Source organism: Pseudomonas sp. CC120222-01a, from assembly GCF_003097235.1.
GTDB lineage: Bacteria > Pseudomonadota > Gammaproteobacteria > Pseudomonadales > Pseudomonadaceae > Aquipseudomonas.
In genome coordinates, this window is the sequence record NZ_QEQQ01000009.1 from 166,934 (window position 1) to 179,945 (window position 13,012).

Consider the following 13,012-nt stretch of genomic DNA (forward strand, 5'->3'; position numbering starts at 1 on the left):
TTCTGGCGCCAACTATCCTTCTGCCTGTTGCATTGGGAATACCCCCTGCATAAGTATCCGCAGGTCGGCTCACGAGGCCACCTCAAACCAAAAATGACAACAATGAGGCCACCATGCTTAAACACGCAGTCATTCCGTTCCTGCTCGGTGCAGGCTTGCTCGCCGGCGCTCCCCTAGCCCACGCCGCGTCCAACCTGGTGTTCTGCTCCGAAGGCAGCCCGGCCGGCTTCGACCCGGGGCAATACACCACCGGAACCGACTTCGACGCCTCGGCCGAGACCGTGTTCAACCGCCTGACCCAGTTCGAACGCGGCGGTACCGCGGTCATCCCGGGCCTGGCAACGAAATGGGACGTGGCCGACGACGGCAAGACCTACACCTTCCACCTGCGCGAAGGGGTCAAGTTCCACACCACCGACTACTTCAAGCCGACCCGCGAATTCAACGCCGATGACGTGCTGTTCACCTTCGACCGCATGCTCGACAAGAACCACCCGTTCCGTAAGGCCTACCCCACCGAGTTCCCGTACTTCACCGACATGGGCATGGACAAGAACATCGCCAAGGTGGAGAAGCTCGACGATCACACGGTGAAGTTCACCCTCAATGAAGTGGACGCCGCGTTCATCCAGAACCTGGCCATGAGCTTCGCCTCCATCCAGTCCGCCGAATACGCCGATCAGCTGCTCAAGGACGGCAAGGCCGCCGACATCAACCAGAAGCCGATCGGCACCGGCCCGTTCGTGTTCAGCAAGTACCAGAAAGACGCGCAGATCCGCTTCAAGGGCAACAAGGACTACTGGAAGCCCGAAGACGTGAAGATCGACAACCTGATCTTCGCCATCACCACCGACGCCTCGGTGCGCATGCAGAAGCTGAAAAAGAACGAGTGCCAGGTCACCCTGTTCCCACGGCCGGCCGACATCGAGCCGCTGAAAGCCGACAAGAACCTGCAGATGCCACAGCAGGCCGGCTTCAACCTCGGCTACATCGCCTACAACGTGATGGACAAGATCAAGGGCAGCAACGAGCCCAACCCGATGGCCAAGCTGGAAGTCCGCCAGGCGCTGGACATGGCCGTGGACAAGAAGAAGATCATCGAATCGGTCTACCAGGGCGCCGGCCAGCTGGCAGTCAACGCCATGCCGCCGACCCAGTGGTCCTATGACACCAGCATCAAGGACGCGCCGTACGACCCAGAAAAGGCCAAGCAACTGCTCAAGGAAGCCGGCATCAAGGAAGGCACCGAGATCACCCTGTGGGCCATGCCGGTGCAGCGCCCATACAACCCTAACGCCAAGCTGATGGCCGAAATGCTGCAGTCGGACTGGGCCAAGATCGGCATCAAGGCGAAGATCGTCAGCTATGAATGGGGCGAGTACATCAAGCGCTCCAAAGGCGGCGAACAGGGCGCCATGCTGATTGGCTGGAGCGGCGACAACGGTGACCCGGACAACTGGCTCGGCACCCTCTACGGCTGCGACGCCATCGACGGCAACAACTTCTCCAAGTGGTGCTACAAGCCCTACGACGACCTGATCAAGCAGGCCAAGGCCACGTCCGACCAGGCCAAGCGCACCGAGCTGTACCAGAAGGCCCAGCACATCCTCAAGGAACAGGTGCCGATCACCCCGATCGCCCACTCCACGGTGTACCAGCCGATGAGCGCCAAGGTGAAGGACTTCAAGATCAGCCCGTTCGCGTTGAACTCCTTCTACGGGGTCAGCGTGGACAAATAGGGTAGATCCCGGCCCCCGCCCGACCGCGGCGGGGGCCGTTTCACCGCAACCAAGCACTGCACACCCGCTCCGACGCTACCCGCGACGGGGTCGGGAAACTGTTGCCGCCATTCGTACCCCGAAGCGGCTTGAACAGCTGGAAAAGGAACCGCCATGCGCCACGTCACCCGCCTTTCGACCCTGCTCGCCCTCGGCCTGCTGAGCCAGGCCCCTGCCCTTCAAGCCAAGAACCTGGTGTTCTGCTCCGAAGGCAGCCCGGCCGGCTTTGACACCGCCCAGTACACCAGTGCCACCGACAATGACGCCGCCGAGCCGATCTACAACCGGCTGGTGGAGTTCGAGCGCGGCGGCACGGCCGTGCACCCGGCGCTGGCGACAAAATGGGAAGTCTCCGACGATGGCCTGCGCTACACCTTCCACCTGCGCCCCGGGGTGAAGTTCCACGCCAACAAGGCCTTCACGCCGAGCCGTGACTTCAATGCCGACGACGTGCTGTTCACCTTCAACCGCATGCTCGACAAGGACCAGCCGTTCCGTAAGGCCTACCCCACCGAATTCCCCTACTTCGTCAGCATGGGCCTGGACAAGAACATCGCCCAGGTCGAGAAAACTGGCCCGCTGACCGTGGTATTCACCCTGAACAAGGTCGATGCCGCCTTCATCCAGAACCTGGCCATGAGTTTCGCCTCGATACTCTCGGCCGAGTACGCCGAAACGTTGCTGGCCAGCGGTCGCCCCAGCGACATCAACCAGCAACCGATCGGCACCGGGCCGTTCGTGTTCCAGCGTTATCAGAAGGACTCGCAGATCCGCTTCAAGGGGAACAAGAACTACTGGGCGCCGGAGCAAGTGAAGATCGACAACCTGGTGTTCTCGATCAACACCGACCCGTCGGTGCGCATCCAGAAGCTGCGCCGCAATGAATGCCAGGTCACCCTGCACCCGCGCCCGGCCGACCTGCCGGCGCTCAAGGCCGATGGCAAGCTGCAGGTCATGCAGCAGCCGGGCTTCAACCTCGGCTACATCGCCTACAACACCCAGCACCCACCGTTCGACCGCCTGGAAGTGCGCCAGGCCATGGACATGGCGGTGAACAAGAAAGCGATCATCCAGGCGGTGTATCAGGACTCCGGCCAGCTGGCGGTCAACGCCATGCCGCCGACCCAGTGGTCCTATGACAGCAGCCTCAAAGACGCCCACTTCGACCCGGAAAAGGCCAGGCAGCTGCTGCAGCAGGCCGGGGTCAAGCCGGGTACCGAGGTCACCCTGTGGGCCATGCCCGTGCAGCGTCCGTACAACCCCAATGCCAAGCTGATGGCCGAGATGCTCCAGGCCGACTGGAACAAGCTCGGCTTCAAGGTGCGCATCGTCAGTTACGAATGGGGCGAATACCTCAAGCGCATGAAGAGTGGCGAGCACGACATCGCCCTGATCGGCTGGACCGGCGACAACGGTGACCCGGACAACTGGCTTGGCACCCTCTACAACTGCGACGCCATCGGCAGCAACAACTACTCGCTGTGGTGCGACCCGCAGTACGACAGCCTGGTCAAGCAGGCCAAGCAGGTTACCGACCGCGAACAGCGCACGGCGCTGTACCAGCAGGCCCAGCAGCGCCTGAAGCAGCAGGTGCCGATCACCCCGGTGGCGCATTCCACGGTGAACCAGCCGCTGAGCATCAAGGTGGCCGATTTCAAGGTCAGCCCGTTCGGGCGCAATAACTTTTCCGGTGTGAGTGTTGACTGACCTTTAGCCCTCACTGGCCTCTTCGCGGGCAAGCCCGCTCCCACAGGATCTTCACAGGCTCGGAGACTGCGCCGTACCTGTGGGAGCGGGCGCGTCGGGGCGCCGAACCGCCGCGAAGAGGCCAGTACAGCCAACACAACTCCCCGATTTGGCCCGGCGACCCCGGGCAACCCTGGCAACACCGCAGCAAGCAACCCGGCCCACAAGGCCAGGCATAACTAAAAGAACAGAAAGGGAGCTTTAACCTTGAGACTATTCACCTTGACCGCTTTGGCCTTATCCATCGGCACCTTTTCCGCCGTGACCGAGGCCGACACCCAGAGCCAGGACTACGTCCCGATCAGCCTGAAATCCAGCAGCGAACAGGACCAGGCCAACGGCTTCCTCGACGGCCAGAGCCTGTCCGGCAGCACGCGCAACTGGTACGCCCATGAACGTGCCACCCGCGCACCGCTTTGGAAGTACTACAAGGCCGACGGCACACGCCACGACACCCACAGCCGCGACAACTGGGTGCAGGGCACCATCCTCAACTACAGCTCGGGCTTCACCCAGGGCACGGTCGGCTTTGCCGTCGAGGCCGCCGGCTACAACGCCATCGCCATCCAGCAGGGCCGCGCCGCAATCGCCGGGCCGAACAACCGAACGCTGACCCACAGCGACGGTGACCCGGTCGACCAGTGGAGCAAGATGGGCCTGGCCAACGTCAAGGCGCGCGTCTCCAACACCACGCTCACCGTCGGCCGCCAGTCGGTGGACACGCCGATGATCGCCTACATCGGCAACCGTGCGCTGCCGTCGAGCTTCCAGGGTGCGTTCCTGCACAGCGCCGAGTTCGACAACCTGTCGATCGACCTGGGCACCTTCGACCGCGTTTCGCCGCGCACCGAACAGAGCCTGAGCAAGTTCCGCAGCGAATACAGCGCCACCGGCGTCGAGACCGACCGCGCCAGCACCGCCGGGGTCAACTACCAGCCGTTCAAGAGCCTGACCACCAGCCTGTACGCCACCAAGGTCGACGACTTCTGGAACCAGTACTACTTCGGCGCCAACCACGTCCTCGGCGACAACGCCGTGCTCGCCCTGACCACCGGCCTGAACTACTACAAGACGGTGGACGAAGGCAGCAAGAAGATGGGCGAGATCGACAACGACACCTACAGCCTGTCGCTCGGCCTGACCCACCAGGCGCACACCCTCACGGCGTCGTGGCAGCAGGTCAATGGCAACGAGTACTTCGACTACCTGCACGAAACCAACGGCATCTACCTGGCCAACTCGCTGCTGTCGGACTTCAACGGCCCCAACGAGAAATCCCTGCAGATTGCCTACGTGCTGAACATGGCGCCCTACGGCGTGCCGGGCCTGAAGTTCAACCTGTATAACGCCCGCGGCTGGGGCATCGACGGCACCCACTACCGTGGCACCGCCTACGACGTCAACGGCCTGGACGGCGAAACCCACTACGAGTGGGGCATCGGCACCAGCTACGCCGTGCAGAGCGGGCCGTTCAAGGACACCAGCATCCGCGCCACCTACACCGCCCACCGCGCCAGCAAGGCCCAGGGCGATGGCAGCCTGGACGAGTTCCGCGTAGTGACCACCATTCCATTCAACATTCTCTGACCGATGGCGCCACGGCCCGCTTCAACCCGGGCCGTGGCGGCTACGCTGGAATCAACGCATGCAGGGAGTTTCCATGACATCGCTACCGCTCCGCGCTGCCCTGGCAGCGGTCATCCTCGGCGCCGCCGGCAACCTCGCGGCCAAGCCGCTGGTGGTGTGCACCGAAGCCAGCCCGGAAGGCTTCGACATCGTCCAGTACACCACCGCCGTCACCGCCGATGCCTCGGCCGAGACGGTGTTCAACCGCCTGGTCGACTTCAAGCCAGGCACCACCGACATCCAGCCGGCCCTGGCCGAACGCTGGGATATTTCACCCGACGGCCTGACCTACACCTTCCACCTGCGCCAGGGGGTGAAGTTCCACACCACCGACTACTTCAAGCCGACCCGCGAATTCAACGCCGACGACGTGCTGTGGAGCCTGAATCGCCAGCTCGATCCGCACCACCCGTGGCATGACAAAAGCAGCGTCGGCTACCCGTACTTCGAGAGCATGGCCTTCAAGGACCTGCTCAAGTCGGTGGACAAGACCGATGACCACACCGTGGTGATCACCTTGACCCGCCCTGAGGCACCGTTCCTGCGGGACATGGCCATGGCCTTCACCTCGATCTACTCCGCCGAATACGGCGACCAGTTGCTCAAGGCCGGCAAGACTGGCGACCTCAACAGCAAGCCGATCGGCACCGGCCCGTTCATCTTCCAGCGCTACAACAAGGATGCCCAGGTTCGCTACAAGCCCAACCCTGAGTACTTCCGCGGCAAGCCACCGGCCGATGCGCTGATCTTTGCCATCGCCACCGACAGCAACGTGCGCCTGCAGAAGCTGCGTGCCAACGAATGCCAGGTAGCGCTCTACCCCAAGCCCGATGACATACCGTTGATCAAGCAAGACCCGACACTCAAGGTCGACGAAATCGAAGCCCTGGTCACCGGCTACATCGCGATGAACACCGAACACAAATACCTGAGCGACGTACGCGTGCGCAAAGCCATCAACATGGCCTTCGACCGCCAGACCCACGTCGACCAGCTGTTCGGCAAGGGCAACGCACTGGTCGGGGTGAATCCCTACCCGCCGACCATGATCGGTTTCAACACCGAGAACAAGAACCCACCCCACGACCTGGCCAAAGCCCGCGAGCTGCTCAAGGAAGCCGGGGTACCGGAAGGCACGGTGATCACCCTGTTCACCCGCAACGGCGGCGGGGCGACCAACCCCAACCCACGCCTGTCCGCCGAGATGCTGCAGGCCGACCTTAAGCAGATCGGCCTGAAGCTGGATATCCGCGTGATGGAGTGGGCCGAGATGCTGCGCCGCGCCAAGAACGGCGAAGCCGACCTGGTGTCCACCGGCTGGGCCGGCGACAACGGCGACCCGGACAACTTCCTCAGCCCGCTGCTCAGCTGCGACGCCGCAAAAAGCGGCGAGAACTACGCGCGCTGGTGCAACGCCAAATTCCAGGAGCTGATCACCCGCGCCCGCGAAGTGATCGACAACGACGAACGCGCCAGGCTCTATGCCGAGGCTTTGAAGGTGTACGATGACGATCAACCCTGGATCAGCATGGCCCATCCGAAGATGTTCACTGCCATGCGTGACAACGTGGAGGGCTACGTGATCAACCCTCTGACCAACAACAACTTCGCCACCACCCGGGTGAAGTAGAACAACAACGATCGCCGGGACCCCACACGGGCACCGGCGGCACTGCGTGACCTGCTTATGAGGTAACCCCGACAATGTTGAGTTTTATTGCCCGGCGCCTGGGCCTGCTGATACCGACCTTCTTCGGTATCACCTTGCTGACCTTCGCGCTCATACGCCTGATCCCCGGCGACCCGGTGGAAGTGATGATGGGCGAGCGCAGGGTCGACCCCGAAATGCACGCCCAGGCCATGGAGCGCCTGGGCCTGAACAAGCCGTTGCCGGTCCAGTACCTGGACTACGTTGGCAAGCTGGCCCACGGTGACCTCGGTGAATCGCTGCGCACCCGCGAGAGCGTGTGGACCGAGTTCCTCACCCTGTTCCCCGCCACCCTGGAGCTGGCCCTCGCCGCCTTGCTGTTCGCCGGCGTGGTCGGCCTGCTGGCCGGGGTGATCGCCGCACTCAAGCGCGGTTCATTGTTCGACCACGGGGTGATGGGGATTTCCCTGGCCGGCTATTCCATGCCGATCTTCTGGTGGGGCCTGATCCTGATCATGTTCTTCTCGGTGAGCCTGGGCTGGACCCCGGTATCCGGGCGGATCGACCTGCTCTATGACATCGAGCCGAAGACCGGCTTCATGCTCATCGACACCCTGCTCAGCGACGAGGAAGGGGCGTTCAAGGACGCGGTGATGCACCTGATCCTGCCGGCCATCGTGCTCGGCACCATCCCGCTGGCGGTGATCGCCCGCATGACCCGTTCGTCGATGCTCGAAGTGCTGCGCGAAGACTACATCCGCACCGCCCGCGCCAAGGGCCTGTCGCCCGCCCGCGTGGTGTTCGTGCATGGCCTGCGCAATGCGCTGATCCCGGTGCTGACGGTGTTCGGCCTGCAGGTCGGCACGCTGCTGGCCGGCGCCGTGCTCACCGAAACCATCTTCTCCTGGCCGGGCATCGGCAAATGGCTGATCGAAGCCATCGGCGCCCGTGACTACCCCGTGGTCCAGAACGGCATCCTGTTGATCGCCTGCCTGGTGATCCTGGTCAACTTCGTCGTGGATATCCTCTACGGCCTGGCCAACCCACGCATCCGTCATCAGCGCTGAGGCCTTCGCCATGACTAGCCCGATTCCGAAATCCGTCACACCGGCCAGCCCGGTGGACCAGAGCCTGCTCTACCCCTCGCCGTACAAAGAATTCTGGCACGCCTTCTCGCGCAACAAGGGCGCGGTAATGGGCCTGGCCTTCATGTGCCTGGTGGTGTTCTGCGCCCTGTTCGCGCCATGGGTCGCCCCCCATGACCCGAGCGAGCAGTATCGCGACTTCCTGCTGACCCCGCCGGTGTGGCTTGAAGGCGGTAGCTGGCAGTTCATCCTCGGCACCGACGAACTGGGCCGCGACCTGCTGTCGCGCCTGATCCAGGGCGCGCGGCTGTCGCTGCTGATCGGCCTGTCGTCGGTGGTGATGTCGCTGATCCCGGGGATCCTGCTGGGCCTGCTGGCCGGCTTCTTCCCGCAGGTGCTCGGCCCCTCGATCATGCGCCTGATGGACGTGATGCTGGCGCTGCCGTCGCTGCTGCTGGCGGTGGCCATCGTCGCCATCCTCGGCCCTGGCCTGATCAACACAGTGATCGCCATCGCCATTGTGTCGTTGCCCTCCTACGTGCGCCTGACCCGCGCCGCGGTGATGGGCGAGCTGAACCGTGACTACGTCACCGCCGCACGCCTGGCCGGTGCCGGGCTGCCACGGCTGATGTTCGTCACCGTGCTGCCCAACTGCATGGCGCCACTGATCGTGCAGGCCACCTTGAGCTTCTCCTCGGCGATCCTCGACGCCGCCGCCCTGGGTTTCCTCGGCCTCGGCGTGCAGCCGCCAACCCCCGAGTGGGGCACCATGCTGGCCTCGGCCCGTGACTACATCGAGCGCGCCTGGTGGGTGGTGAGCCTGCCCGGCCTGACCATTCTGCTCAGTGTGCTGGCAATCAACCTGATGGGCGACGGCCTGCGCGATGCGCTGGACCCGAAACTCAAGAACGCCGCCTGAGGAGAACGCCATGTCACTGTTGCAGATCAACAACCTGAACGTGCGCTTCGGCGACGCCAATGCCGTGCCCGTGGTCGACGGCCTGGACCTGGCGGTGGAAGCCGGCGAGATCCTGGCCATCGTCGGCGAGTCCGGCTCGGGCAAATCCGTCACCATGATGGCCCTGATGGGCCTGATCGACGCCCCCGGGCGCATCACTGCCGATTCGCTCACCTTCGACGGCACCGACATGCTAAAGCTCAGCGGCCGCCAGCGGCGCAAGGTGGTGGGCAAGGACATCGCCATGGTCTTCCAGGACCCGATGACCGCGCTCAACCCCAGCTACACCGTCGGTTACCAGATCGAGGAAGTGCTGCGCCAGCACCTGGGCCTGAAGGGCAAGGCTGCGCGCCAACGGGCCCTGGAGCTGTTGAAGAAAGTGGAAATCCCGGCGGCGGAAAGCCGCCTGGACGCCTACCCACACCAGCTCTCCGGCGGCATGAGCCAACGCGTCGCCATCGCCATGGCGATTGCCGGCGAACCCAAGCTGCTGATCGCCGACGAACCGACCACCGCGCTGGATGTGACCATCCAGGCGCAGATCATGGAGCTGCTGGTCAACCTGCAGAAGGAGCGCAACATGGCGCTCATCCTGATCACCCACGACCTCGCCGTGGTCGCCGAAACCGCCAGACGCGTGTGCGTGATGTATGCCGGCCAGGCCGTGGAAGTCGGCCAGGTGCCGGAGCTGTTCGACGTGCCTGCCCACCCGTACAGCGAAGCGCTGCTGGCGGCGATCCCCGAGCACAGCATCGGCGCCGAGCGCCTGGCCACCCTGCCCGGTATCGTCCCCGGCCGCTACGACCGCCCGGCCGGCTGCCTGCTGTCGCCGCGCTGCCCGTACGTGCAGGACAACTGCCGGCACCAGCGCCCGCCCCTCGACCCGCAGGCCCACAGCCTGGTGCGTTGCTTCTACCCGCTGAACCAGGAGGTGGCGTGATGGCCGTCGTTCTCACTGCCCGGGAGCTGACCCGGCATTACGAAGTCTCCCGCGGGCTGTTCAAGGGTCACGCCCTGGTGCGCGCGCTCAATGGCGTGTCGTTCGAACTGGAGGCCGGCAAGACCCTGGCCGTGGTCGGTGAGTCCGGCTGCGGCAAGTCGACCCTGGCCCGCGCCCTGACGCTGATCGAAGAGCCCTCCTCCGGCTCGCTGCAGATCGCCGGCACCGAGGTGAAGGGCGCCAGCAAGTCCGAGCGCAAGCAACTGCGCCGCGATGTACAGATGGTGTTCCAGAGCCCTTACGCCTCGCTCAACCCGCGGCAGAAGATCGGTGATCAGCTGGCCGAGCCGCTGCTGATCAACACTTCGCTGAGCAAGGCCGAGCGACGCGAGAAAGTGCAGAAGATGATGGAACAGGTCGGCCTGCGCCCCGAGCATTATCAGCGCTACCCGCACATGTTCTCCGGCGGTCAGCGCCAGCGGATTGCCCTGGCTCGGGCGATGATGCTGCAACCGAAGGTGCTGGTGGCGGATGAGCCGACTTCAGCGCTGGACGTATCGATCCAGGCCCAGGTGCTGAACCTGTTCATGGACTTGCAGAAGGAGTTCAACACCGCCTATGTGTTCATCTCGCACAACCTGGCGGTGGTGCGGCATGTGGCCGATCAGGTGCTGGTGATGTACCTGGGGCGGCCAGCTGAGATGGGGCCGAAGGCGGATATCTACGAGAAGCCGCTGCATCCGTATACCCAGGCGCTGCTGTCGGCGACACCGGCGATTCACCCGGACCCGCTGAAGCCGAAGATCCGCATTGCCGGGGAGCTGCCCAACCCGCTCAATCCGCCTGACGGGTGTGCGTTTCACAAGCGTTGCCCATATGCGACCGAGCGTTGTGCCAAGGAGGTGCCGGCGTTGCGGCAGGTGAGTACACGGCAGGTGGCTTGCCATTATGCTGAGCAGTTCCTCTAGGCTTTAGATCGCCGGGGCCGCTACGCAGCCCTTTCGCGACACAAGGCCGCTCCTACAAGGAATCGCGATCTCCTGTAGGTGCGGCCTTGTGTCGCGAAAGGGCTGCGCAGCGGCCCCAGATTCTCAATGCATGAAAAGCCAGATCAGGATGATCACTGGTATCGGCACCCCAATCATCCAAAGCAATAGCGAGCGCATGTTTCATCTCCTTGATCGGGCACCAAGCCAAAGGGCGGCTTACGCCGCCCTTCGGATCAATGCATGAACAAAGCAATCAGGATGATCACCGGAATCGGAACCCCGAGCATCCAGAGCAGTATCGAGCGCATGGTTATTCTCCTTCCTTAACGTTGAACGGTGCGATGAGCGACGTACTCGCTTTCCATCCACTGCACGCGGTCGCGACGGCGGCCGCCGTACAGCGCCGCAAGGCTGGCGAAGAATGCGCCGCAGAGCAGCGCGACGAAGGTCCACAGGGCAGTCCAGGCCGCCACCTTGGCCGCTTTGTCAGCCGCTTGCTTGGCATCTGTCTTGAACTGCTGTACCTGGGCCATCACCTGGTCAACGCGGGCTTCTGCCTCGGCCTGGCTCAGGCGGGTACGCTGTGCCACCAGCTGCGCCAGATACGTGCGGTCTTCAGGCGGCAACGTACCATTGGCTACTCCCTTCACCATGATGCGAGCCGCGATACCGTTGGCGGCATCTTCGCTGACCGGGGCCGGGCCATCGCCGCGGAACAGGCTGTCGACGAAATACCCCATCGAGTTCTTGTCTGCGCTGGCCGCTGCAGCACCACCGGCAGCTGCCGTCATGCTGGCCGCTTGGGATGCCGCACTGGCACCGGCACCAGCCAGGTTACCGGCTGCTCCCACTACCAGCATTGCCGCGACCAACGTCGCGACCGCCCAGGACAGGAAGCCATGCGCGGTATCGCGGAAATACACTTCATCACCATGCAGGTTGGCCCATTTCACCCGCAGCCGGCCGGCGATGTAGCCGCCCAGGCCAGAGGCGATGATCTGCGTGACCAGCAGCCAGACGATGGTTGAAATGCCCAAGGCCTTGGCGCTTGCACCTTCGTCTGCCCAGGGCGAGGTGGCAGCAAAGCCAAGCCCGGCCCCCAGGACCACGAGGATGATCGCCAAGGCCGCAGCGGCGGCGGCTCCTGCGAAAATGGCCGCCCAGGACACACCTGAGCGGCTTTGGCTATCGACAAGCGGGTAGTCGGCAGAGGGAATCATGATCAGTTCGCCTTGTGTGGTTAGCGAGAAGTGCATTCGCGCTGTAACCATTGCAGCGGCTGTGCCAGTTGTGACAAAAAATGACATCTTGAAAAATCAATGGGTTAGAAAAATCCCTGATTCTGGCACCGTGCAAAATAAGCGAGTTGCCTTTCTCGATCAGGTGTTCTGCATTCTTGTGGTCGCCAAGCCGGCAAGGCATCATTCGACCCATGACCCTCCCCGACGGCCCCGCCCAGACCCCGCTCACCGCCGACACCGTGCTGCGCTACCACCTGTGCTGGAAGCACCGTGACCTCGACGGCGTGATCGCGCTTTACCACCCCGACATCCAGTACCACGACTTCTTCCAGAACCGCGTGCTCGGCTACCGCGAGCTGCGCGACTACGTGCGCGCCTGCCTGCCCCATGAAGCCGGCGAGGACATCGTCCACAGCGACCGCATCCGCGTCGACGGCTGCACGGCCTTTATCCAGTACCAGGTCACGGTGCAGGGCGGCGACGGCCTGGTGGCGTTCCAGTCCAGCGAAGCGATCACCGTCAAGGACGGCCTGATCTGGCGGGTCAACGAGTACGCCACCCTGGTTCGCCAGAACGGCAACGGCCTGGTCAGCAGCGGCCCGCGCCCGGCCACCAGCCGCCTGGGCCTGTCGCCACGGCAGCTGTCGACCATGGCCCAGGACCTGGAGCACTACTTCCAGCGCCAGCGCCCCTACCTCGACCCGGAACTGGACCTGCAGCAGGTGGCCGACGCCAGCGGCTACAGCCGTAACCAGATCTCCTACCTGCTCAACCAGGTGCTCGGGCAAAGCTTCTACCGCTACGTCAACCAGGCGCGCCTGCAACACCTGATGGCCAGCCTCGACGATGACAGCGTCGAGGCACCGATCGACGACCTGGCGTTCAACGCCGGCTTCAACTCGCTGTCGGCGTTCTACAAGTGCTTCCGTGAGCACACCGGCCTCACCCCCAAGGCCTATCTCAAGCAAATTTCCCTGCGTGCACGCACGTAAGACAGCCAC

The 13,012-nt window shown here is 63.7% G+C and carries 10 protein-coding genes; 9 read left to right on the forward strand and 1 reads right to left on the reverse strand.

All coding sequences use genetic code 11. The features are described 5' to 3' along the window. Positions 1-113 precede the first annotated feature (113 nt). The 8 genes from N430_RS14095 (at position 114) to N430_RS14130 (ending at position 10,749) form a co-directional block, all read left to right on the forward strand. A complete protein-coding gene (locus tag N430_RS14095; RefSeq protein ID WP_110637492.1) occupies positions 114-1,739 on the forward strand; it encodes an ABC transporter substrate-binding protein in 1,626 nt (541 codons plus the stop codon). A 153-nt stretch (positions 1,740-1,892) separates the two neighbouring features. Further along, positions 1,893-3,485, forward strand: coding sequence for an ABC transporter substrate-binding protein (locus N430_RS14100; protein WP_110637493.1), 1,593 nt, complete (start codon positions 1,893-1,895; stop codon positions 3,483-3,485). A gap of 246 nt (positions 3,486-3,731) precedes the next feature. After that, on the forward strand, positions 3,732-5,111 hold the full coding sequence (locus N430_RS14105) for an OprD family porin (RefSeq protein WP_110637494.1): 1,380 nt from the start codon (positions 3,732-3,734) through the stop codon (positions 5,109-5,111). A gap of 73 nt (positions 5,112-5,184) precedes the next feature. Continuing rightward, complete coding sequence (locus tag N430_RS14110; protein WP_110637495.1) at positions 5,185-6,780, forward strand: ABC transporter substrate-binding protein; 1,596 nt, start codon at positions 5,185-5,187, stop codon at positions 6,778-6,780. 74 nt (positions 6,781-6,854) lie between these two features. Next, entirely contained in the window at positions 6,855-7,865 is a 1,011-nt protein-coding gene (locus N430_RS14115; RefSeq protein WP_027920247.1) for an ABC transporter permease subunit, read from the forward strand. A gap of 10 nt (positions 7,866-7,875) precedes the next feature. Then, positions 7,876-8,802 (forward strand): ABC transporter permease subunit, encoded by a 927-nt coding sequence (locus N430_RS14120; protein ID WP_103445594.1) that lies wholly within the window; start codon positions 7,876-7,878, stop codon positions 8,800-8,802. 10 nt (positions 8,803-8,812) lie between these two features. Further along, positions 8,813-9,781, forward strand: a complete 969-nt coding sequence (locus N430_RS14125; RefSeq protein WP_110637496.1) for an ABC transporter ATP-binding protein — start codon at positions 8,813-8,815, stop codon at positions 9,779-9,781. Further along, complete coding sequence (locus N430_RS14130) at positions 9,781-10,749, forward strand: peptide ABC transporter ATP-binding protein (protein ID WP_110637497.1); 969 nt, start codon at positions 9,781-9,783, stop codon at positions 10,747-10,749. Before N430_RS14125 ends, N430_RS14130 begins: the two co-directional genes overlap by 1 nt. Positions 10,750-11,093: 344 nt before the next feature. On the opposite strand, the gene N430_RS14135 is transcribed toward N430_RS14130, so the two are convergent. After that, positions 11,094-11,990: a hypothetical protein gene (locus N430_RS14135; protein WP_110637526.1), complete on the reverse strand. Its 897-nt coding sequence runs from the start codon at positions 11,988-11,990 to the stop codon at positions 11,094-11,096. Between the two features lie 212 nt (positions 11,991-12,202). On the opposite strand from N430_RS14135, the gene N430_RS14140 reads away from it, so the two are divergent. Further along, complete coding sequence (locus N430_RS14140) at positions 12,203-13,003, forward strand: nuclear transport factor 2 family protein (protein WP_110637498.1); 801 nt, start codon at positions 12,203-12,205, stop codon at positions 13,001-13,003. Positions 13,004-13,012: the final 9 nt, after the last annotated feature.

What these genes read in the sequence shown, in the direction of transcription:
- N430_RS14095 (WP_110637492.1), top strand. Translation starts at nt 114, where the DNA reads ATGCTTAAACACGCAGTCATTCCGTTCCTGCTCGGTGCAGGCTTGCTC.
- N430_RS14100 (WP_110637493.1), top strand. Translation starts at nt 1,893, where the DNA reads ATGCGCCACGTCACCCGCCTTTCGACCCTGCTCGCCCTCGGCCTGCTG.
- N430_RS14110 (WP_110637495.1), top strand. Translation starts at nt 5,185, where the DNA reads ATGACATCGCTACCGCTCCGCGCTGCCCTGGCAGCGGTCATCCTCGGC.
- N430_RS14115 (WP_027920247.1), top strand. Translation starts at nt 6,855, where the DNA reads ATGTTGAGTTTTATTGCCCGGCGCCTGGGCCTGCTGATACCGACCTTC.
- N430_RS14120 (WP_103445594.1), top strand. Translation starts at nt 7,876, where the DNA reads ATGACTAGCCCGATTCCGAAATCCGTCACACCGGCCAGCCCGGTGGAC.
- N430_RS14125 (WP_110637496.1), top strand. Translation starts at nt 8,813, where the DNA reads ATGTCACTGTTGCAGATCAACAACCTGAACGTGCGCTTCGGCGACGCC.
- N430_RS14130 (WP_110637497.1), top strand. Translation starts at nt 9,781, where the DNA reads ATGGCCGTCGTTCTCACTGCCCGGGAGCTGACCCGGCATTACGAAGTC.
- N430_RS14135 (WP_110637526.1), bottom strand. Translation starts at nt 11,990, where the DNA reads ATGATTCCCTCTGCCGACTACCCGCTTGTCGATAGCCAAAGCCGCTCA.
- N430_RS14140 (WP_110637498.1), top strand. Translation starts at nt 12,203, where the DNA reads ATGACCCTCCCCGACGGCCCCGCCCAGACCCCGCTCACCGCCGACACC.